A 19,733-nucleotide genomic window follows, 5' to 3' on the forward strand; every position below is an offset into this window, starting at 1 on the left:
GGTCTCGGTGACGTCAGTTTCGGGCGTTTCGGCTACCGGTTCCTCGGTCTCGGTGACGTCGGTTTCGGGTGTTTCGGCTACCGGTTCTTCGATTTCGGTGACGTCGGTTTCGGGCGTTTCTACTGCCGGTTCTTCGGTATCAGTAACGTCGGCTTCGGGCGCTTCCGCCACAGGCTGTTCAGGTTCAACGACCTCTTCCGCTGGCGGTACCGGTGTTACCCCATCGTCCAGCACTACTGTTCCATCCGTGGTGGCAAAGTTCTGGGTTACCATGACAGCGTCCCAACCGTTGTAGTCACCTTCCTCGATGCCGATACCAATATATTCGTAATCAGGGTTCAGGATATTGGCGCGGTGGCCCGGGCTGTCCATCAGGCTCTGGTGCAGTTGCTCGACATCATCGCTGATGCCTGATGCGCCACGTTCAGATTGCCATGCGATGTTTTCGCCGGACCGCCAGCTGCCGGAAAAGTCGAAACCAGCGTCCCGCATGCGCTCGGTCGCGCTGGAACCATTCGATCCGGTGTGGCTGAATGTATCCGTGTTCAGCATCCAGGTGCTGTGATCTTCGGCCGAATCGTTCAGGCGGGTTTCCAGTTGCAGCGGGTTCAGACCGCGGGATGTGCGCTCTTCGTTGATCAACGCCAACATTTCTTGCTCGAATGTACTTGCAGTCGACATGGTTGCCTCCAGTTAAAGTGGTCGTCTGTGCAGACGAGGCCACTTACAGGGGGCATCGGATGGTCTAACAGGGGGGGCGTCCATTTTCGGCAAAATCCGGCAGGTCTGCGCTGCCGATACGAGATTCGCTGCGCTGCAATATGCCGGTCAAAACGTACAACGCCGAGCCTGGCAATTTACCGCCTAATTCGGTGGCTCATTTGGCGACTTGCAACCGGTGGTTGAAACGACAAACCCCCGGGCAGGGCCTCGGGGGTCGTCAAATAGTGTCATCCAAAGCTGGACGAGTGAGATCTTAGAGCAGACCTTCGCGCTGGGCTTTCTTGCGTGCCAGTTTACGGGCACGGCGGATCGCTTCAGCTTTCTCGCGCGCTTTTTTCTCGGACGGTTTCTCGAAATGTTGCTTAAGCTTCATTTCTCGGAACACGCCTTCGCGCTGCAGCTTTTTCTTCAGGGCACGAAGCGCCTGATCGACGTTATTGTCGCGAACACTAACCTGCATGTGGTTGTCACCACCTTTCTAGATAGAGTTGCAAGGAAATTGCAGGAGTTGGCCGTATAGCAAAGCCGGTCTATCTTGTCTAGTACTGGCCCCGAGAACCGGAGAACCGCCATGACTGTCACCTATGAAGATGCAAAACAACAGCTTTTGGACGCGATTCTGATCCATGTGCCGTTTGACGGCTGGTCCGAAGCCAGCTTTCGCGCCGCGATCACCGATTGCGATCTGGATGACGGTCTGGCGCGAGCAATCTGCCCCCGCGGTGCGGTCGATCTGGCATTGGCGTTTCACGCGCGTGGGGATGCGGCCATGGTGGAACGCCTGAATACCACCGATCTGAGTGAGCTGAAGTTCCGCGAACGCGTGGCGACCGCCGTTCGGTTCCGGCTTGAAGCGGTATCGGATAAGGAACTGGTGCGCCGCGGCATGACACTGTTTTCTCTGCCGACACATGCGGCGGACGGGGCCAAGGCGTTGTGGCAGACCTGTGATCTGATCTGGGATACGCTGGGCGACACCTCGGATGACATGAACTGGTACACCAAACGCGCGACGCTATCGGGGGTGTATTCCTCGACCCTGTTGTTCTGGCTGGGGGATGATTCGCCCGACCACGAAAAGACGTGGGCGTTTCTGGACCGCCGCATTGATAACGTCATGCAGTTTGAAAAGCTCAAGGCGCAGGTGAACGACAATCCGCTGTTCAAACCGTTTCTGGCGGTACCAAACTGGTTCGCCAGTCAGGTGAAGCCGCCAATGAAAATGCGTGCCGATCTGCCCGGGATGCTGAACCCACGTAAGTAAGCGTCTGGGCCTTCCGGAAATTGCCTGTTAGGCATTGGGCAAAGGAGGATTTGCCCATGACCCAGATGATGCGCGCCGTAGAAATCTCGCAGCCCGGCGGCCCGGATGTTCTGCAACTAACCGAACGCCCGGCGCCCGAGCCGCAAAATGGCCAAGTAATCCTTAAAGTTGCCTACGCGGGCGTGAATCGCCCTGATGCGTTGCAGCGGGCCGGGGCCTATGACCCGCCTCCGGGTGCCAGCGATCTGCCGGGACTTGAGGCGTCGGGCGAAGTGGTTGCTGCAGGCACCGGTGTCGAGGGGTTCTCGGTCGGTGATCAGGTCTGCGCCTTGTTGCCCGGTGGCGGATATGCCGAATATGTGGCCACGCCTGCCGCACATTGTCTGCCGGTTCCGACCGGAATGGGCATGAAAGAGGCCGCCTGCCTGCCTGAGACCTTCTTTACCGTCTGGTCCAATGTCTTCATGCGCGGCGGGTTGAAAGCGGGTGAGCGGTTTCTGGTGCATGGCGGCTCCAGCGGCATCGGTACAACGGCGATCCAGTTGGCTCATGCCTTTGGCGCCCGGGTCTTTGCCACCGCCGGGTCGGAAGAGAAATGCGAGGCCTGCGTCAAGTTGGGTGCCGAGCGGGCGATCAATTACCGGGATGAGGATTTCGTCGGCGTCATGCGCGCCGAAGGCGGCGCGAACCTGATCCTTGATATGGTGGGCGGCGACTATATCCCGCGCAACGTCAAAACGCTGGCCGAGGATGGCCGTCTGGTGCAGATCGCCTTTCTGCAGGGCCCGAAGGTCGAACTGAACTTCGCCCTGATGATGGTCAAACGCCTGACTCTGACCGGCAGCACCCTGCGCCCGCAAAGCGATCTGGCCAAGGCTAGGATCGCTCAGGAGCTGCGCGAAGCGGTCTGGCCGTTGCTGGAGGCCGGGAAGGTTGCCCCCGTCATGGACAGCGAGTTCGATCTGGCAGAGGCCTCAGCGGCACACGCGCGGATGGAAAGCTCGGGCCATATCGGCAAGATCGTCCTGAAAGTCGCGGGTTAACCGGGCAGCGCGGGCGTGTCCCGCGCACCGTTCGTCAGGCGACCGCGCGGCGATACAGGTGCCACGTGGCATGACCCAGAACCGGCATCACCACGATAAGCCCCAACATCATCGGGATTGCGCCGATGACCAACAGGGTAGCGACGATGAAACCCCATGCCAGAATCACGCCGGGATTGTGTCGCAGCACCCGGACCGAGGTCACGACCGCCACCGGCAGCCCCACCTTGCGGTCCAGCAGCAGCGGGAAACTGACGACGCTGACGGCCAGCGCGACAAGCGCAAACAGGAACCCGACCGCGTTGCCGAAGATGATCATCGTCCAGCCCGCGCCGGTAGTGAACACCTGCGTGACAAAGGCGCCGATAGATGTGGGCAGGTCGGGGCCGAGCGTGTGGACATAGATGCTCTGCGCGACCATCAGCCAGATAAGCAGCCACATGACCAGATAAAAGCCCAGCATCAGGATTGCGCCGAATGACGGCGACTGGAACACCCCGAACGCGTCCAGCCAGTGTACCTCGCCACCCTGTTCGCGTTTGCGGCTGATTTCGTACAGACCAACAGCGGCAATCGGGCCAATCAGGGCAAATCCCAGGATCAGCGGTGCCAGTAGCGGCACCATGCTGCGGTTTAACCCGAACCCGAACATCAGCAACCCCGCGATGGGGTAGATCAGTACAATGAATATGGCATCGGCTCGTGTTTCCAGAAAATCGTTGTAGCCCGCCCGCAGACAGGCCCTCAGGTCCTGCATTGTCAGGGTTTGCACCTTAGGCAGGTGCCTTGTATCGGCGCTGCCGATACGGTTTACGCTTTCTGCAATATGATCGCTGGTCGCCCCGATGTTCCGGGCGGTCCAACTGATCGGATTTCCAATTGTCTTGGCCATCGTCGTCCCCTCCCTATGCGAGTCTGCGCAGCAGGGTGATTCCGGCTTTGGTTGCCCTTGGCCGGACCAGCCGGCAACGCCTGAGTACCAGTATAGCACATTATTTCGCGTTGCGGTTGCGTGACGCGGAATCGTGCCGATTGCCCATATTATCAGGCGTGTTAGCTTGGGTTCAGGCAACAGGAGATCAGCATGCAGAAATCGGCAAAAACCGTCGTCATCCATCAACACGGCGGCCCCGGAGTTCTGATGATTGAAAACCGCCCCTTGGGTGCCCCCGGGCCCGGAGAGGTGCGCATCCGGCACCATGCGTGTGGACTGAACTTCATAGATGTTTATCAGCGCGCGGGGTTGTATCCGATGGACTTGCCGCACGCTTTGGGGATGGAAGCCGCTGGCGTGATCGAAGCCGTCGGCGAAGGTGTGACCCATCTGGAAACCGGTCAACGCGCCGCTTATGCCGCTACGCCCGCCGGTGCCTACACCGAAGCACGGGTGATGCCCGCCGCACAGGTCTGCCCCTTGCCCGACCGGATACCATTTGATGCGGCGGCGGCGATGATGCTGAAGGGTATGACGGTCGAATACCTCTTTCACCGTACCACGCCACTGAAACGTGGTGATACTGTGCTGTTCCACGCGGCGGCGGGGGGTGTCGGCCTGATTGCTTGCCAATGGGCGAAATCCGAGGGGATTACCCTGATCGGTACTGCCGGGACGGATGACAAGTGTAGTCTGGCGCAGTTCAACGGCGCGGCTCATTGCATCAACTATCAAAAAGAGAACTTTGTCGAACGAGTGGCTGAACTCACCGGTGGCAAGGGTGTGGATGTGGTAATGGATTCGATCGGAGCAGATACGTTCGACGGATCGCTGGATTGTCTGAGGCCGTTGGGAATGATGATCTCATTTGGCAATGCGTCGGGCGCTGTACCTCTGCTGGAAATCGGCACTCTGGCCCAGAAAGGCTCACTCCAGATCACGCGCCCGACTTTATTCACCCACCTTTCCGATCAGGCGGTTTGTCAGGCGATGGCGCGGCGTTTGTTCGGCAAGGTCATGGGTGGAGAGGTTAAGATTCATATCGATCAGCGTTTTCCGCTGGATCAGGTTGCCGATGCTCACCGTGCATTAGAGGCACGCCAAACCACAGGCAGCACGGTTCTGGAGTTGTAACAGACACCGAACCCGGCGCGAAAGCCGCCGAGTCTAGTGTCGAGGAGCTTCAGAATCTATAGGCTGCGCGAATCTGAACAGTTGTTGCGTCCACGTCGATGCCTGTCGAATCAAAGTCGTTGAATTCGTGATACAGGATTTCGCCACCGACGCTGATATTCGGAGCAACAATCTGTTCGTAGCCTGCGCCAATGAACCATCCGTCGTCACTGCCAAGACTGTCGGTCCCGGCCTTGGCATAACCGCCTACCCCGTAAAGCAGGCCTTCAGGAATGACATTGTAACCAGCCCGTACTTTGATGCGCCAAACGTCCTCGACCTCGACACCCGGAGTCAGGTCGATGCCGGTCCAATCATAGTCAAAACCGCCACCAACGACCCAATCGCCCAGATCATAGTCATATCCAAGAATGATACCGCCGATGGTGCCGTTGCCATCCACGCCCGAAATGTTGGTGTCTACATCAGCGTAGCCGATCTGTGCACCGCCATAAAATCCAGTCCAGTCGCCCGAGGATTGCGCCATTGCCGATCCGGCCGCAACGGTTGCTATTGCTGAAGCTAATAGAAATCTACCTGTCATTGTTTAACCTTTCGTTCGAATTGCCACACAGCAGTTTTGCGGTGTTTTTTCGTCTGCAATCATCACTACGATCCGGTCTCACAACCGGATCACAGCGCGTTCAAACATTCCGACCCGAAAAGAGGCGCCACTGTTTTCTCTGTGGCTGCATCGGTCCGCTTATGCGGACGCATTGTTTGCTAAAGATGTAGGTCTTCAATAAGTGCGTTTCAAACAGCAATCGGCGGCAGAGTGTTCTGCCGCCGATCTGTAAATCCTGTCAGCGAGTTATTGCTGCAGCTCTGCCGGAGATTTATCGGCAATGTTTTCCCAGTTGGTGCTGGCCTGCTCGATAAAGCCCGGGATGTCGCCTTCCCAGCGTTCCTGAATGTCCTGCGACAGGTTCAGGTACAGCTTGTTGTCGACGATTTTCCAGTGGTTCGGGTCACCGTCGAACTTGAAGCCCATCGCGGCACCAAAGGCGCAGTAACCGCCGTATGCGGGCAGGTAGGCTTCGGGGTTTTCTTCGAACGCTGCTTTGTTTTCTTCATTGGCAAAGCGGTACAGCGCATCGTTGTGCAACGTGGTGATACGGTAATCGCCTTTGGTCGGTTCACCATCGGTGAAATAGGCAACCGGGTCGTAACCCTGCAGCGCCAGACCGGTCGAGCTTGCGTTCAGTTCAACGCCAGCCGCCAGGGCCGAGCTTGCGATTGCAACGGACAGCGCGACGCCGCCAATGATGGATTTGAACTTGTTCATTGTTTTCACCTTTCGTGAAACGGATGGTCCGGCGGCGCGGCAATTGCACCAGGACACCCCTTTGGATTTTTGTCCGTGCGACCGGTAATTGGCCGTCACGCAACCGAAGTGGGCAATCGGCTCATCACGTTCAAAACAATCAATTGTGAATGTGCGCGGATGAAGGGGTAATGTTCGAAAGCGCGCAGGGCGAGGTTACGGATCGGGTTCGAACGCAATGACGAAGGCGATGACCTTTTCTGCCGACATCTCGCAGGGGCGCAGCGATGCGCCGCTGTTTTGGGTCAGATAAAGGTTCAGACTGATGTAATCGCTACCGCCCAGTTCATGTGCAACGAGCTTGTGCGATTTGCCCGCGACAAGTTCCGTGCGACTGACGATATACCGTTTGCCTTTGTTCCGCCCGGTAGACGAGCCGAGAGGAATGCCAAAAAATGAGGTCAGGAATGCGTGTGGCGCGGTCAAGACTGGCCAATTTTGGGTTCAGTCCCGGCCCTGATCCGCGCCAGATTTGCATTGTGGCGCCAATAGACCAAAAGGGTCAGGACGATGCCTAGGAAAAAGGTCGCGCTATCCGTCAGCAGCATTATCCAGATAGTTGACGTTGCCGCCGCCACCAGGGCGCCCAGCGAGGAAATCCGCCAGATCGCGGCCGCGACTAGCCAGCTCAGGCAGCAGGCAACACCCACGCGCCAGTCCAGCGCCAACCACAGGCCCAGAAAGGTGGCCACACCCTTGCCGCCTTTGAACCCCAACCAGACAGGGAAGCAATGGCCCAGAAATGCGGTCAGGGCGGCAATCTGAGCGGCATCTTCTCCGACCATCGCACGGGCCAGCAATACGGCGACAGCCCCCTTGGCAGCATCAAAAACCAACGTCAGTGCCGCGGCGGCCTTATTTCCGGTGCGCAAGACATTGGTCGCGCCGATGTTGCCCGACCCGATATCGCGCAGATTGCCCAGCCCCATGACCTTGGCAACGATCATTCCGAACGGGATCGATCCGATCAAATACCCAATGGCGGCCCAGAGGATCAACTGGGTCGTCGAAGCGTCAAGTGGGGGCATCAGGTTCTCCGGTAAACTTCTTGGCCTGCTACATAAGTTGCGGTGACCTTACCCTGCATCCGCTGGCCGTCAAACGGTGTGTTCTGCGATTTCGATTTTAATGAAAACCGGTCAAGCACAAAAGGCACATTCGGGTCGAACAGCACCAGATCGGCGGGTGCACCCTCGGCCAGACGACCCGAGTCCAGCCCCAGTCGTTTTGCCGGATTCAGCGCCATGGCCCGGAAAAGGGTCGGCAGGTCCAACTGATCTGCGTGATACAGGCGCAGCGCCGCAGGCAGCAGCGTTTCCAACGCCACCGCGCCCGAGGCCGCCTCTTCAAAAGGCAGGCGCTTGCTTTCCTCATCCTGCGGGGTGTGCATCGAGCTGATGATGTCGATCAGTCCGGTCCGCACTGCGTCGATCACCGCTTGCCGGTCATCCTCGGACCGCAGCGGCGGTTTGACCTTAAAGAAGGTGCGATAGTCGGCGACGTCCAGTTCGTTCAGGGTCAGATGGTGGATCGAAGTCCCGGCGGTGATGTCCAGCCCGTTACGTTTGGCGCGCTCCAGCGCGGGCAGGGCGCGGGCGGTGGTGATCTGGTCGGCGTGATACGCAGCCCCGGTCATTTCCAGCAACGCGATGTCGCGATCCAGTCCCATCCGTTCGGCCATAGGTGACACCGCGGGCAGGCCGCGCAGGGCGGCGAACTTGCCGCTGGTGGCCGCCGCACCGTTGCTCAGGCCGGGCTCTTGCGGGTGCGCGATGACCAACGCGCCGCAGGACCGCGCATAGGTCAGGGCGCGGGAAAACACCTTGGTGTTGGCGATGACGTGATCGCAATCGGTAAAGGCGACGGCCCCGGCATCCTGCAGAAAGCCGATCTCGGTCATCTCACGCCCTTCGCGGTTTTTGGTCAGCGCGGCCATGGGCAGCACATTTACAGGCGCATCCGCCTGCGCGCGCCGGGTGGCGAATTCCAGCGTTTCAGGCGTGTCCACGGCGGGCAGCGTATCGGGGCGGGTGACGATGGTAGTCACCCCTCCGGCAGCGGCGGCCAGACCGGCGGATTTATAGCTTTCCTTGTGGCGCTCACCCGGCTCACAGACCTTGACGCCGATATCGACGATACCGGGGGCGAGGCATTTGCCATTACAGTCAATGACCTGCGCGTCCGAGGCCGGAGCATCCCCTTCGCCGCGCGCGGCAATCTTGCCATTGTTCACTTGGAGCCAGCCGAGGCTGTCCGTGCCGGTTTCCGGGTCGATCAGGCGGGCGTTTGAAAAGAGTACAGCAGTCATTTCGAGGCCTCTCGGGCTTGGGTGAGTGCCTTCAATGCGGCATCGGGGTCGGGCAGATGTTCAAATGCGAAAAAGGGGTGGCGGGAAAACAACACTGCTCGACGACCGGAGCGGAAATTCAGAAACTGGTCGATCTTCAGGCACTTTGACTTCAGGTCTTTGTTGAGTTTCCATGCATTTTCCGATTTCACGACATAAATTTGTTGCGACCTGACGCACCGATCGGCCCACAACACAAAACCAAACGCGATAGTACAGGAAAACAACTTCCAAAAATCGCGGACAGTTTCAAAGAGCCAGGGGCTTGCCAGCCAAATGGTAGCGATCAGAGCAAGCACACCCTTGTAGGCCCATGCAAACCGAGGTGGAAAATACCCCTGATCCGGACGGCCTGCCCACAGTACCTCTTCCCTATCGGGAATCCGTTTGTGCCACCAATCCTTGTCGGCGACGGTCATCCAATCGCCCTTTCAATGGCGGCTTTGGTGGCGGCGGGATCGGCCTGATACTTGATCAGGTGTTTGTCACCGCCCTTGGTGACGATCTGGACGAAGCTGCCCAAAACGTTGACGGCTTTGATCTGGTTCAGCGCCACTTTGCGCGGGCCGGGGCCGGTGAGGGTGGTGTCGGTCATCTCCCACGTGGCGACCAGTTCCTCTGAGGCCAGATACCACGCGCGAATGCCGATGGCGGCAAGGCCTGCCGGTGCGCCGGTCCAGGGATAGGGATTGCCGATCAGCCAAAGGATAATCATCGCGCCTGCCATCGCAAAGGCGGCCAGCCATGCGTTGGTGCGGATATAGGCGCCTTTGTCGGGGGCGAAGATCACAGGATTAGCCACAAGGCACCTCCGATTGCCAGCAGGATCACCACCGCCAGAAGGGCCGAACCGATGCGGCGGGGTCTGTCATCCTGCTGCGCGGTTTGTGGCGCCGAGAACGGCTTGGCGCTTTCGGTTTCAATCGGGCCGCCGGTCCAGTTCGTGGCCTCTTCGGTGTAAAGACCGGCCAGATGCAGCCTCGGGTCCGGCGTCAGCGTCGCCGCGCGGTCGCCAAAGGCGGCACTGCGGACGACCATAACCCAGCCTTCGATAGCCTCCAGCGCGGTGCGGTCCAGTTGATCGGCGGACACACCACAGCCCTCGTTCAGATAGCCATAAAGCCCAAGATCTTCGAGATCCGAGACCGGAAAGACGTCGATCTGATCCGTATCCAGCCCCGTCACGCCCAAGACCTGATCGGCGGCGCCCGGTTCGCGCAGGAACTTCGCCTCTTCCGGGCGCATGTCCAGCGTGAACAGGCGGATTACGCCACGTTCATGGGGGGCGACGGTCAGATTGCTCATGCGGCGTCTCGCTGATTGCGGGCCAGCAGTTCCATCGCGGCCATGCGGACGGCCACGCCCATCTCGACCTGTTCCTGAATGACCGATCGGTTGATGTCGTCGGCCAGAGTTCCGTCGATCTCGACCCCACGGTTCATCGGGCCGGGGTGCATGACGATGGCGTCGGGCTTGGCCAGTGCCAGCTTTGCGGCATCAAGACCGTAGCGGTGGTAATATTCACGTTCCGAGGGGATGAAGCCGCCATCCATCCGCTCTTTCTGAAGCCGCAGCATCATGACGACATCGACGTCCTTCAGGCCCTCGTTCATGTCGTCGTAAATCTCGGCTCCGAACTCGGCGAATTGGCCGGGGACCAGCGTCGGCGGCCCTATCAGACGAATGCGGTTTTCCATCTTACCCAGCAGGATCAGGTTCGACCGCGCCACGCGGGAATGGGCCACGTCACCGCAAATCGCGATGTTGAGACGGTGCAAGCGGCCCTTGGCGCGGCGAATGGTCAGCGCGTCCAGCAGCGCCTGCGTCGGGTGCTCGTGCCGCCCGTCGCCTGCGTTCAGTACGGCGCAATTCACTTTCTGGGCCAGCAGGTCAACTGCGCCCGAATGGGGATGCCGGACGACCAAAAGATCGGGATGCATCGCGTTCAGCGTCATCGCCGTGTCGATCAGGGTCTCACCCTTTTTGATCGAGCTGGCCTGCATGGCCATGTTCATCACATCCGCGCCCAGACGCTTGCCTGCCAGTTCGAAACTGGCCTGCGTGCGGGTTGAGTTTTCGAAGAACATGTTGATCTGCGTCAGCCCCGACAGCACGTCAGAATGCTTGGTCGACTGGCGGTTCATGTCGACATATTTCTCGGCCAGATCAAGGATGGCTGTGATATCGGATTGCGACAGATGCTCGATGCCAAGAAGGTGACGATGGGCGAAACGCATGGGCGGGCTCCTGTCTGACAATCGAGCCGCTTATAGGAAGCTGTGCGCGCGAGGGCAACCTAAGGATCAGACCCTTCGGGCAGTTTCTCGCACCCACCCTCAGGCAAACACTGCTCGCCGGGTTTGCACCACTTGCCGTAACCGCAATCGACGGCCTTGATCGGAACGCAGCCCTGATGTTCGGAACATTTGAATCCGGGGCGGCATTGCGAGTCTGTCTCTTCGCACAAAAACCAGCCGGGGCGTGAGCATCCGCCGCCCGGCAGACAGGACGACCCCGCCGCACAGGACTGGCCGTCATCGCATAGCGTGGGAAGACCCTCGATTGCCGTGTTCGGATCAAAACCGGGCGTTCTGCGTTCGCATTCGCCGCGTGCGTTGCAAACCGTGCCGCCGGGGCAATCCAGGCGCGAAGTGCATTTGTTAGCACCCGCCGGTGCGCAGCGGGTGCTGCCGGGAACACAGCGCTCAAACGGTCCGCAGGTTCGCCCACCGCCGCAATAGGTGCCACCCAAGGGGATGCAGTAGCCGTCAAAGCTGCATCTCTGCCCGCCCGAACAGCACCGTGAGCCACATTGGAATTGTCCGCCTCGGCATTGGCTGCTGCGGTCGAACAACTGCGCACAGGCCGGTCCGCCAAGAGGGATCAGCAGCAGGAAAATCAAAAGGAATCGCAACAGGACCAGCATGAATACCGCAATGGTCGGTGCGACGGACCGCCCGATCAAGGCCTATTCGCTTTCCCTCGTTCAAAAGCTGGTTAGATTGAGGGGTATGGAATCGGCTTTGGACTATCATACTGCACGGGCGCTGCTGGACTGGCAGATCGAGCTGGGCGCAACGGATGCGATCGGTGATGTGCCGGTGGATCGGTATGCGCTGCCCGATACTGCCCCCAAGGCCAAGAAACCCGCTGTAAAACCGGCTGCCCCGGAGAAACCGAAAAAAGTGGACCCGGTCGCGGTGGCAAAATCGGCTGCACAGTCAGCCGGGTCGCTGGACCAATTGAAGGCCACGATGGAAGCGTTCGATCATTGCGAGCTGAAACGCGGTGCGCGGCAGTTGGTGTTTTCCGACGGCACACCGGGTGCGCGGGTGATGATCATTGGCGAGGCCCCGGGCCGTGAGGAAGACCGCGAGGGCAAGCCATTTGTCGGTCGCGCCGGGCAATTGCTGGATCGGATGTTGGCGGCAATTGATCTGGATCGCAGCCAGAATGTCTACATCACCAACGTCTTGCCGTGGCGGCCTCCGCAGAACCGCGATCCAAAGCCCGAAGAGATCGGTATGATGAAGCCGTTCCTTGAACGACACGTGGCGTTTGCCAAGCCTGAGGTTCTGGTGATCATGGGCAATATCAGTTGTCAGGCGGTGCTGGGCAAACGCGGCATAACCCGTTTGCGCGGACAATGGGATCAGGCGTTGAACCTTCCTGTTATCCCTATGTTCCATCCCGCTTATCTGCTGCGCCAGCCCCAGATGAAGCGACAGGCTTGGGCGGATCTGCTGGAACTCAAGGTTCGGCTGGAGGGGAAATAATGCGTATTCTGGCGTTTTCCGACCTGCATATGGCGCGCAATCGTGCCGCCGATATCGTGGCCGCCAGCGCCGAGGCAGATTTGGTGATCGGGGCGGGCGACTTTTGCAACTCGCGACGTGGTTTGGATGACGCGATGGAGATGCTGTCCGGAATCTCTGCGCCCTTCGTCATGGTGCCCGGAAACGCGGAAAGCGCGCAGGAACTGACCGATGCCGCGCCCGAAGGCGGTCATGTGCTGCACGGCACCGGCATGACCATGGACGGGTTGCGCCTGTTCGGGCTGGGTTATGGCGTGCCGGTCACGCCGTTTGGCGACTGGTCCTGCGACCTGACCGATGCCGAAGCTACCGAGTTGCTGGATCGTTGCGACGGTGCCGACATTCTGATCGCGCACTCGCCGCCCAAGGGGTATGGCGATGTCACGTCGGCAGGCGACGCGGTTGGATCGGTTGCTGTACGGGACGCAGTGGAGCGCCTGCAGCCGCAATACGCATTCTGTGGTCATATTCATGACAGTTGGGGCTATCGCGGCACACTCGGCCGCACTCAGATCGCCAATCTGGGGCCCAAGGTAAACTGGTTCGAGGTCACTACATGATAGAAACGGTCACTCTGCTGGCGTTCATCCCGGCAGCATTGGCGCTGAATTTCACCCCCGGCGCTGACATGATGTTCTGCTTTGGTCAGGGTCTGCGGTCGGGTGCCCGACCGGCGCTGGTGGCCAGCGCGGGTATCTCGCTGGGGCTAATGGTGCACGTGTTGCTGGCCGGGCTGGGGCTGGGTGCCGCAGTGAACAGCCTGCCATGGCTGTTTGATGTCATCCGCTGGATGGGCGTGGCCTATCTGCTGTATCTGGCATGGGGTGCCATACGGAATGGGGCGGTGTCTTCCGATGCGCCCACGAAGCCCACAAGCCATGCGTTTCGGGATGGGATGGTCGTCAACTTGACCAACCCTAAGGTCATCCTGTTCGTGCTGGCCTTTATCCCGCAATTCGTGAACCCCACCACCGGCCCGATCCTGCCGCAGTTTCTGATTTTCGGCTTGATTATCGCGCTGAGCGGGTTTGTCGTGAACGGGCTGGTGGGTATTTTTGCCGGTGGCGCGGGCAAGGTTCTGATTTCGAACCCACGCGCCTCTCGTATCATGGGTTGGGTGACGGGGGGGATTTTCACCGCCCTCGCCGTTCGGCTTGTCATCATGGAAAGGGCCTAACGCCACATGTCGCGCATTGATGAAAGCAAAGAGTTCATTCCAGTTCGGATCGCCGTTCTGACCGTCTCGGACACCCGGTCGCTGGACGAGGACCGCTCGGGCCAGACGCTGGTTGACCGGATTGAACGCGCGGGTCATTCGGTGGCTGACCGCAAGATCATACAGGATGAACGCGGTGAGATCGCAGCACAACTGCGTTTTTGGATCGAAGATCCTGAAATTGACGTCGTGATCTCGACCGGAGGCACCGGCCTGACGGGCCGTGATGTGACGGTTGAGGCGCATCGCGACGTCTATGAAAAGGAAATTGAGGCGTTCGGCACCGTTTTCACCATCATCTCAATGGAAAAGATCGGCACATCAGCCGTGCAGTCCCGTGCCACGGGCGGTGTGGCAGGCGGGACCTATCTGTTCGCGCTGCCCGGCAGCCCCGGTGCCTGCAAGGACGCTTGGGACGGAATTCTGGAAAAACAGTTCGATTACCGCCACCGCCCCTGCAATTTCGTGGAAATAATGCCCAGATTGGACGAACATCTGCGACGGAAGTAGACTGTCTGCACGTTTAACTGTTCGTAAACGCTTTGTGGCTTGGCATTTTTCTGTGCCCGGCTACCTTTTGCACGTGGCAGCCTGATGCGACCGGGGTGAATAATAGATGCGATTTCTGAGGCAAAGCCTTGTTGGTGTCTTTCTGGCGTTTCTGACGCTGGCTCTGCTGTTTGTCGCGGTGCAGTTGATCACCGGCGCGGTGCAAGATGCGCTGAATCGCGACAGTGAGCCGCCCGAGGCGCGCGAACGCATCTTTGCTGTCAGCGTGCGCCCGGCTGAGCTTGAAACCGTTACCCCGTACCTCGAAGCCTTTGGCGAGGTTCAGAGCCGTCGCCGTCTGGAGCTGCGCGCGGCGCTGGGCGGGCGTGTGCTGTCTCTGGCCGAGGATTTCGAGGATGGCGGTGTCGTTACCTCGGGCGAGGTTTTGGTGGAGTTGGATCCGGCTGACGCGCAGTCGGCGCTAGACCGGGCCAAGTCCGACTTGCTGGATGCACAATTCGAAGAACGCGACGCTGAACGCTCATTGCTGCTGGCGCAGGATGAGTTGAATTCGGCCGAGGCGCAGGCGGCTCTGCGCGGGCGTGCCTTGCAGCGCCAGAAGGACCTGCAGGGTCGCGGGGTCGGAACGCCTGCCGCGGTGGAAGAGGCCGAACTGGCCGAGGCGGCGGCGCAACAGTCGGTGCTGGCACGTCGTATCGCACTGGCGCAGGCGGAATCGCGGGTCGATCAGGCGACCACCTTGCTGGCCCGCGCCCGCATCGCGCTGGAGGCTGCTGAACGCGATCTGGATGATATGACCGTCCGCGCGCGCTTTGCTGGGACATTGACGGATGTGACGCTGGTCGAAGGGCGTCTGGTCTCGGCCAATGAAAAGCTGGCGGAACTCGTTGATCCCACCGCGCTTGAGGTGGCCTTTCGTGTTTCGACCGCACAGTATGTGCGTCTGCTGGATGCCGAGGGCGATCTGATAAACGCACCGGTCACCGTATCGCTTGAGGTCACGGGCACCGATCTGATGGCCCACGGCCGCATCAGCCGCGATAGCGGCTCGGCGGGTGAAGGGCAGACCGGGCGGCTGATCTATGCAAGGCTGGAGGATGCGCCGGGGTTCAAACCCGGAGATTTTGTTACTGTGACGGTCGAAGAACAGCCGTTGGATAACGTGGTGCGCTTGCCCTCATCGGTTCTGGATGCGGCTGGAACGGTGTTGGTTCTGGGCACCGATGACCGGCTCGAGGCACTGCCGGTTCAGCTGATCCGCCGTCAGGGCGATGAGGTTTTGCTGCGCGGTCAGGGGTTGGTTGGGCGCGAGGTCGTGATTGGCCGCACGCCGCTGCTGGGCGGCGGGGTTCGCGTCCGCCCGCTAAGGGATGAGGCCAATGCCGGGGCCGATCCGGGCATGGTCGAACTGTCCGACCAACAAAGGGCCCAGCTTGTCGCGCAGGTCGAGGCCAGCGATCAGATGACCAACGAGGCCAAGGCCAGCGCCCTGAGCCAACTCAGCGCGCCCAAGGTTCCCGCCTCGCTGGTGCGCAGCATTGAGACCCGGGCAGGGGGCTAGACGCCATGATGCGCGAGATCCCCGGCGCGGCGGGCGGTATCCTCAGCTACTTCACTCGCCACAGGACGGTCGCCAACCTGCTGTTGCTGGTCATGCTGGTTCTGGGTGCGGCGGCGATCCCGGCGATGCGGGCCCAGTTTTTCCCGGACGTGATCCTTGAACGTGTCGACGTCAATATCGATTGGGAAGGCGCTGGCCCAGAGGACGTGGACAACGGCATCGTGCAACTGCTGGAACCGGCCCTGCTGGCGGTCGAAGGGGTTGCCAGCACGACATCGACCTCTCGTGAAGGACGGGCAAATATCCGGCTGGAATTCGAGCCTAACTGGGACATGTCGCGTGCCGTGGATGAGGTTCGGACCGCCGTCGATGGTGTAACGGACTTGCCCGAGGATGCCGAAGAGCCCTCGATCCGGCGTGGCGCCTGGCGGGACCGGGTGACGGATGTGGTCGTAACCGGCCCGGTTGATCCGGACCAACTGGCCAAATTCACCGACGAGCTGATCAATCGCCTGTTTGCTGCCGGAGTGACCCGCACAACGATCCGGGGCATTGCCGCGCCTCGCGTGGTGGTCGAGGTTCCAACAGCGCAGCTGATCGCCAATGACATTACCCTGTCAGAGATCGCCCAAGCCATCGCGGCTGAGGCAATAACCAACCCGGCCGGAGATGTGACCGGGGCCAATGCACGTATCCGCACCGGCACCGAAAAGCGCACCCCTGAAGAAATCGAAGGTATCACGCTGCGCAACTTTGCCGACGGCTCCAGCCTTTATGTGGGGGATGTGGCGACCATTCGGGTCGAGGGGGTCAACCGCAATCGCAGTTACTTTGTCGGTGAAAACCCGGCCATGTCGGTGCGGGTAGACCGGTCCAATCTGGGCGATGCCATCAAAATACAACACACGGTCGAGGATGTGGTGGCCGAGCTTCAGGCCAGCCTGCCCGAAGGCGTGACAATCGAACTGATCCGAACCCGCGCTCAGGCCATCACTGAGCGTCTGGATATTCTGGTCGACAACGGATTGGTGGGACTGGGCCTTGTGGTCTGTCTGTTGTTCCTGTTCCTCAACGCACGCATCGCCTTCTGGGTCGCCGCAGGTATCCCGGTGGCAATGTCCGCGGCTGTTGCCTTCATGTATATCGGTGGGCTGTCGATCAACATGATCTCGCTGTTCGGGTTGATCATCACGCTGGGGATCGTGGTGGACGACGCCATCGTTGTGGGGGAACACGCCGATTTTCGCGCCCGACGGTTGGGCGAAGCTCCGGTTGTGGCCGCCGAACGCGCCGCGCGGCGTATGGCGATGCCGGTCTTTGCCGCCACTCTAACCACCGTGATCGCGTTTTTCGGCCTGACGGCCATCGGTGGCCGGTTCGGAGAGTTGATCGGCGACATCCCTTTTACCGTGATCGCGGTGCTGATTGCCTCGTTGATCGAGTGTTTCCTGATCCTGCCGAACCACATGGCCCATGCGATTACGCATTCGGCCAAGGAACACTGGTATGATTGGCCCAACCGCGTGGTCAATCGTGGCTTTCGCTGGGTGCGGGATCACCTGTTCCGCCCGCTGATCGCCTGGGTTGTCTGGGCGCGCTATGTGGTTGTGGCGGTGATGGTGGTGATCCTGGCCAGTCAGATTGCCCTGTTCATCAAGGGTGACGTGAACTGGCGCTTCTTCAACGCGCCGGAACGGGGCTCGGTCACCGGCAATTTCATCATGGTCGAAGGTGCCACCCGCGAAGACACACTGGAAATGATGCATCAGATGCAGCGCGCCACCGAAGAGTTGGGCCAGATCTACGAAGAGCGTTATGGCCGCAATCCCATCGACTATATTCTGGCCGAGGTCGGCGGCAATGCCGGGTGGTTCAACCTGGCTGCAGCGGATGGCAAGGATCAGGACCTCTTGGGCGGGATTTCGATTGAATTGATCGATTCGGACCTGCGCCCCTATTCCAGCTTTGAGTTCGTGGGCGAGTTACAGGACTTCGTGCCGCGCCATCCCAAGGTCGAGCTTTTGACCTTCCGGGGTTGGCGCTCTGGCCCCGGCGGCGATGCAATCGACGTGCAGTTCTATGGCGCAGATGTGAACACGCTCAAGGCGGCGTCCGAGGACTTGCAGGCCGAGCTGTCGAAATACCCCGAGGTTTCGGCGCTTGAGGACAATCTGGCCTATGACAAGGAAGACTTCATTCTGGACCTGACCGCCAAGGGGCAGGCGCTGGGCTTTCGCATTGAAACGCTGGGCCGCGTGCTGCGCGACCGGCTGAACGGGATCGAAGCTGCAACCTTCCCCGATGGCCCACGCAGTGCAGAGATTCGTGTGGAACTGCCCGAGGGCGAGTTGACCGCTGATTTCCTGGAACGCACGCTGATGCGCACGCCGGACGGGATTTATGTGCCGCTGGCCGATATCGTGTCAGTCGAGCGTAAATCGGGGTTCGCATCCGTGCTGCGCGAGAATGGTCTGCGGGTGATATCGGTTATTGGCGATATTTCCGAGGATGACCCGACCCGCGCGGCGGAAATCGCCCGCGCTCTGAGCGAAGAGATTCTGCCCAACATCGCGGCCGAACGGCAGGTCGAGTGGCAAATGGCGGGTCTGAGCGAGCAGGAGGATGAGTTCCTGACCGAAGCGCGCACTGGTCTGATCCTGTGTCTGACCGGTATTTACCTGGTACTGGCCTGGGTCTTTGCCAGCTGGACCCGGCCTGTGGTGGTGATGGCGATCATTCCGTTTGGATTGGTTGGCGCGATCTGGGGGCATTACATATGGGATGTACCGCTAAGCATGTTCACCGTGATCGGCCTGTTGGGGATGACCGGGATCATCATCAATGACTCGATTGTTCTGGTGACAACCATCGACGCCTATCAGCAGGACCGCGGGCTGGTGCCATCGATTGTCGAGGGCACGGCGGACCGGTTGCGCCCGGTGATGCTGACGACTCTGACCACGGTTCTGGGCCTGACACCGCTGCTCTATGAAGGCTCGCAACAGGCGCAGTTCCTCAAGCCCTCGGTGATCACGCTGGTCTACGGGTTGGGTTTCGGCATGTTGCTGGTGTTGCTTCTGGTGCCTGCCTTGCTGGCCATTCTGAATGACCTGTCACGTCCGATGACTGCGATGCGTAGAGCATTACGTGCGCCGGACCGGGTGGTGCAGGGTGCGGTTACTGCCACCGGGCTGGCGCTGCTCATTTGGTTCGGCGTTACGATGGTCTGGCCTGCGATTTCGGGCGCGCCTGTCGGCCTGTTGTCGGGACTCTACCCGGGGTCAGAGGGCATTGCGGCCCTGCAAATGGGGCTGGGTGCTTTCATCGCCGGTGCCGTGCCGATCCTTGTGTTGAGTGTTGTGCTGTCCAGCCTGCTCTATGTGCGCTTCAGAGTGAAGGCGACCTAAAGTGCGCGCAGGGCGGTTTCAAGCAGGTCGGTGACCCGGTCGCTCATGGGCAGATCACCCCGTCGTATCTGATCGATCGGAAACCAGCGGGCGTCCAGCGCGTCGTCTCCGGCCAGTGGCGAGCCTGAGCGGTACTGACATGAGACACCGACCAGCAGGTAGTGCGACTGCACGATGCCCTGCGCGTCATGGCGCAACAGGTCCAGATTATCGAGATAGTGCAGCGGCTCGGCAATGACCGAGGTTTCCTCGCGCAACTCGCGCTGTGCCGCCTGCATGACGGTTTCTCCCCATTCCACATGACCGCCGGGAAACCCCCACAACCCTGCGTCCGGCTGCTTGCTGCGCTGCACCAGCAACACCTTTGCGTCATGCACGACGACAGCCAGCGCACCGATCTTCGGGGTTTTCTCCAT

General features: G+C 60.1%; 23 protein-coding genes. 9 read left to right on the top strand and 14 right to left on the bottom strand.

From position 1 onward, the window contains the following. Together ACR0ER_RS08180 and rpsU are read right to left on the bottom strand one after the other, a co-directional pair. The coding region (locus tag ACR0ER_RS08180) for a CAP domain-containing protein (protein WP_480768491.1) at positions 1-681 on the bottom strand (681 nt) is incomplete at its 3' end. Positions 682-976: 295 nt separating this feature from the next. After that, the gene (rpsU, locus tag ACR0ER_RS08185; protein WP_005614280.1) at positions 977-1,183 is read right to left on the bottom strand and encodes a 30S ribosomal protein S21; all 207 of its coding nucleotides are present in this window, start codon (positions 1,181-1,183) and stop codon (positions 977-979) included. Between the two features lie 111 nt (positions 1,184-1,294). Between rpsU and ACR0ER_RS08190 the strand changes: the two genes are divergently transcribed. Both ACR0ER_RS08190 and ACR0ER_RS08195 read left to right on the top strand, forming a co-directional pair. After that, positions 1,295-1,987, top strand: coding sequence for a COQ9 family protein (locus ACR0ER_RS08190; protein ID WP_480768492.1), 693 nt, complete (start codon positions 1,295-1,297; stop codon positions 1,985-1,987). Between the two features lie 56 nt (positions 1,988-2,043). Then, on the top strand, positions 2,044-3,030 hold the full coding sequence (locus ACR0ER_RS08195) for an NAD(P)H-quinone oxidoreductase (RefSeq protein ID WP_480768493.1): 987 nt from the start codon (positions 2,044-2,046) through the stop codon (positions 3,028-3,030). 34 nt (positions 3,031-3,064) lie between these two features. Here the strand turns inward: ACR0ER_RS08195 and ACR0ER_RS08200 are convergent, their stop codons facing one another. Then, on the bottom strand, positions 3,065-3,922 hold the full coding sequence (locus ACR0ER_RS08200; RefSeq protein WP_480768494.1) for a DUF2189 domain-containing protein: 858 nt from the start codon (positions 3,920-3,922) through the stop codon (positions 3,065-3,067). Between the two features lie 192 nt (positions 3,923-4,114). Between ACR0ER_RS08200 and ACR0ER_RS08205 the strand changes: the two genes are divergently transcribed. Next, positions 4,115-5,098 (top strand): quinone oxidoreductase family protein, encoded by a 984-nt coding sequence (locus ACR0ER_RS08205; RefSeq protein WP_480768495.1) that lies wholly within the window; start codon positions 4,115-4,117, stop codon positions 5,096-5,098. Positions 5,099-5,147: 49 nt separating this feature from the next. On the opposite strand, the gene ACR0ER_RS08210 is transcribed toward ACR0ER_RS08205, so the two are convergent. The 10 genes from ACR0ER_RS08210 to ACR0ER_RS08255 form a co-directional block, all read right to left on the bottom strand. Then, complete coding sequence (locus ACR0ER_RS08210; protein WP_480768496.1) at positions 5,148-5,681, bottom strand: porin family protein; 534 nt, start codon at positions 5,679-5,681, stop codon at positions 5,148-5,150. Between the two features lie 267 nt (positions 5,682-5,948). Continuing rightward, positions 5,949-6,422 carry a YHS domain-containing (seleno)protein gene (locus tag ACR0ER_RS08215; protein WP_480768497.1) on the bottom strand — a complete coding sequence of 158 codons (474 nt, stop codon included), beginning with the start codon at positions 6,420-6,422 and terminating at the stop codon, positions 5,949-5,951. A 195-nt stretch (positions 6,423-6,617) separates the two neighbouring features. Continuing rightward, complete coding sequence (locus ACR0ER_RS08220; protein WP_480768498.1) at positions 6,618-6,887, bottom strand: hypothetical protein; 270 nt, start codon at positions 6,885-6,887, stop codon at positions 6,618-6,620. Continuing rightward, positions 6,884-7,489: a glycerol-3-phosphate 1-O-acyltransferase PlsY gene (plsY, locus tag ACR0ER_RS08225; RefSeq protein WP_480768499.1), complete on the bottom strand. Its 606-nt coding sequence runs from the start codon at positions 7,487-7,489 to the stop codon at positions 6,884-6,886. Before plsY ends, ACR0ER_RS08220 begins: the two co-directional genes overlap by 4 nt. Continuing rightward, a complete protein-coding gene (gene pyrC, locus ACR0ER_RS08230; RefSeq protein WP_480768500.1) occupies positions 7,489-8,769 on the bottom strand; it encodes a dihydroorotase in 1,281 nt (426 codons plus the stop codon). The genes plsY and pyrC overlap by 1 nt, the downstream gene beginning before the upstream one ends. After that, positions 8,766-9,227 (bottom strand): hypothetical protein, encoded by a 462-nt coding sequence (locus tag ACR0ER_RS08235; protein ID WP_480768501.1) that lies wholly within the window; start codon positions 9,225-9,227, stop codon positions 8,766-8,768. Before ACR0ER_RS08235 ends, pyrC begins: the two co-directional genes overlap by 4 nt. Further along, a complete protein-coding gene (locus ACR0ER_RS08240) occupies positions 9,224-9,610 on the bottom strand; it encodes a hypothetical protein (RefSeq protein WP_480768502.1) in 387 nt (128 codons plus the stop codon). Before ACR0ER_RS08240 ends, ACR0ER_RS08235 begins: the two co-directional genes overlap by 4 nt. Further along, positions 9,595-10,113 (bottom strand): hypothetical protein, encoded by a 519-nt coding sequence (locus ACR0ER_RS08245; protein ID WP_480768503.1) that lies wholly within the window; start codon positions 10,111-10,113, stop codon positions 9,595-9,597. Before ACR0ER_RS08245 ends, ACR0ER_RS08240 begins: the two co-directional genes overlap by 16 nt. After that, complete coding sequence (locus ACR0ER_RS08250; RefSeq protein ID WP_170333197.1) at positions 10,110-11,045, bottom strand: aspartate carbamoyltransferase catalytic subunit; 936 nt, start codon at positions 11,043-11,045, stop codon at positions 10,110-10,112. Before ACR0ER_RS08250 ends, ACR0ER_RS08245 begins: the two co-directional genes overlap by 4 nt. 59 nt (positions 11,046-11,104) lie before the next feature. Beyond that, positions 11,105-11,734 (bottom strand): scavenger receptor class F, member 2, encoded by a 630-nt coding sequence (locus ACR0ER_RS08255; RefSeq protein WP_480768504.1) that lies wholly within the window; start codon positions 11,732-11,734, stop codon positions 11,105-11,107. An 85-nt stretch (positions 11,735-11,819) separates the two neighbouring features. Here ACR0ER_RS08255 and ACR0ER_RS08260 point away from each other — a divergent pair, with 85 nt between their 5' ends. The 6 genes from ACR0ER_RS08260 (at position 11,820) to ACR0ER_RS08285 (ending at position 19,317) form a co-directional block, all read left to right on the top strand. Beyond that, positions 11,820-12,584 carry a uracil-DNA glycosylase gene (locus ACR0ER_RS08260; RefSeq protein WP_480768704.1) on the top strand — a complete coding sequence of 255 codons (765 nt, stop codon included), beginning with the start codon at positions 11,820-11,822 and terminating at the stop codon, positions 12,582-12,584. Beyond that, a complete protein-coding gene (locus ACR0ER_RS08265) occupies positions 12,584-13,183 on the top strand; it encodes a metallophosphoesterase family protein (protein ID WP_480768505.1) in 600 nt (199 codons plus the stop codon). Before ACR0ER_RS08260 ends, ACR0ER_RS08265 begins: the two co-directional genes overlap by 1 nt. After that, positions 13,180-13,800: a LysE family translocator gene (locus tag ACR0ER_RS08270; RefSeq protein WP_480768506.1), complete on the top strand. Its 621-nt coding sequence runs from the start codon at positions 13,180-13,182 to the stop codon at positions 13,798-13,800. Before ACR0ER_RS08265 ends, ACR0ER_RS08270 begins: the two co-directional genes overlap by 4 nt. Before the next feature lie 6 nt (positions 13,801-13,806). Then, positions 13,807-14,349, top strand: coding sequence for a molybdenum cofactor biosynthesis protein B (gene moaB, locus ACR0ER_RS08275; RefSeq protein ID WP_480768507.1), 543 nt, complete (start codon positions 13,807-13,809; stop codon positions 14,347-14,349). A gap of 106 nt (positions 14,350-14,455) precedes the next feature. Continuing rightward, positions 14,456-15,910, top strand: a complete 1,455-nt coding sequence (locus ACR0ER_RS08280; protein WP_480768508.1) for an efflux RND transporter periplasmic adaptor subunit — start codon at positions 14,456-14,458, stop codon at positions 15,908-15,910. Positions 15,911-15,915: 5 nt separating this feature from the next. Further along, complete coding sequence (locus ACR0ER_RS08285) at positions 15,916-19,317, top strand: efflux RND transporter permease subunit (RefSeq protein WP_480768509.1); 3,402 nt, start codon at positions 15,916-15,918, stop codon at positions 19,315-19,317. Here ACR0ER_RS08285 and ACR0ER_RS08290 read toward each other — a convergent pair. Continuing rightward, positions 19,314-19,733, bottom strand: coding sequence for an NUDIX hydrolase (locus ACR0ER_RS08290; protein WP_480768510.1), 420 nt, complete (start codon positions 19,731-19,733; stop codon positions 19,314-19,316). The two genes, ACR0ER_RS08285 and ACR0ER_RS08290, sit on opposite strands and share 4 nt — an antisense overlap.

It is taken from the genome of Ruegeria sp. CH8 (genome assembly GCF_056536985.1).

Coding starts and splice junctions, on each gene's coding strand:
- rpsU (WP_005614280.1), bottom strand. CDS start 1,183: ATGCAGGTTAGTGTTCGCGACAATAACGTCGATCAGGCGCTTCGTGCC.
- ACR0ER_RS08190 (WP_480768492.1), top strand. CDS start 1,295: ATGACTGTCACCTATGAAGATGCAAAACAACAGCTTTTGGACGCGATT.
- ACR0ER_RS08195 (WP_480768493.1), top strand. CDS start 2,044: ATGACCCAGATGATGCGCGCCGTAGAAATCTCGCAGCCCGGCGGCCCG.
- ACR0ER_RS08200 (WP_480768494.1), bottom strand. CDS start 3,922: ATGGCCAAGACAATTGGAAATCCGATCAGTTGGACCGCCCGGAACATC.
- ACR0ER_RS08205 (WP_480768495.1), top strand. CDS start 4,115: ATGCAGAAATCGGCAAAAACCGTCGTCATCCATCAACACGGCGGCCCC.
- ACR0ER_RS08210 (WP_480768496.1), bottom strand. CDS start 5,681: ATGACAGGTAGATTTCTATTAGCTTCAGCAATAGCAACCGTTGCGGCC.
- ACR0ER_RS08215 (WP_480768497.1), bottom strand. CDS start 6,422: ATGAACAAGTTCAAATCCATCATTGGCGGCGTCGCGCTGTCCGTTGCA.
- plsY (WP_480768499.1), bottom strand. CDS start 7,489: ATGCCCCCACTTGACGCTTCGACGACCCAGTTGATCCTCTGGGCCGCC.
- pyrC (WP_480768500.1), bottom strand. CDS start 8,769: ATGACTGCTGTACTCTTTTCAAACGCCCGCCTGATCGACCCGGAAACC.
- ACR0ER_RS08235 (WP_480768501.1), bottom strand. CDS start 9,227: ATGACCGTCGCCGACAAGGATTGGTGGCACAAACGGATTCCCGATAGG.
- ACR0ER_RS08245 (WP_480768503.1), bottom strand. CDS start 10,113: ATGAGCAATCTGACCGTCGCCCCCCATGAACGTGGCGTAATCCGCCTG.
- ACR0ER_RS08250 (WP_170333197.1), bottom strand. CDS start 11,045: ATGCGTTTCGCCCATCGTCACCTTCTTGGCATCGAGCATCTGTCGCAA.
- ACR0ER_RS08255 (WP_480768504.1), bottom strand. CDS start 11,734: ATGCTGGTCCTGTTGCGATTCCTTTTGATTTTCCTGCTGCTGATCCCT.
- ACR0ER_RS08260 (WP_480768704.1), top strand. CDS start 11,820: ATGGAATCGGCTTTGGACTATCATACTGCACGGGCGCTGCTGGACTGG.
- ACR0ER_RS08265 (WP_480768505.1), top strand. CDS start 12,584: ATGCGTATTCTGGCGTTTTCCGACCTGCATATGGCGCGCAATCGTGCC.
- ACR0ER_RS08270 (WP_480768506.1), top strand. CDS start 13,180: ATGATAGAAACGGTCACTCTGCTGGCGTTCATCCCGGCAGCATTGGCG.
- moaB (WP_480768507.1), top strand. CDS start 13,807: ATGTCGCGCATTGATGAAAGCAAAGAGTTCATTCCAGTTCGGATCGCC.
- ACR0ER_RS08280 (WP_480768508.1), top strand. CDS start 14,456: ATGCGATTTCTGAGGCAAAGCCTTGTTGGTGTCTTTCTGGCGTTTCTG.
- ACR0ER_RS08285 (WP_480768509.1), top strand. CDS start 15,916: ATGATGCGCGAGATCCCCGGCGCGGCGGGCGGTATCCTCAGCTACTTC.
- ACR0ER_RS08290 (WP_480768510.1), bottom strand. CDS start 19,733: ATGGAGAAAACCCCGAAGATCGGTGCGCTGGCTGTCGTCGTGCATGAC.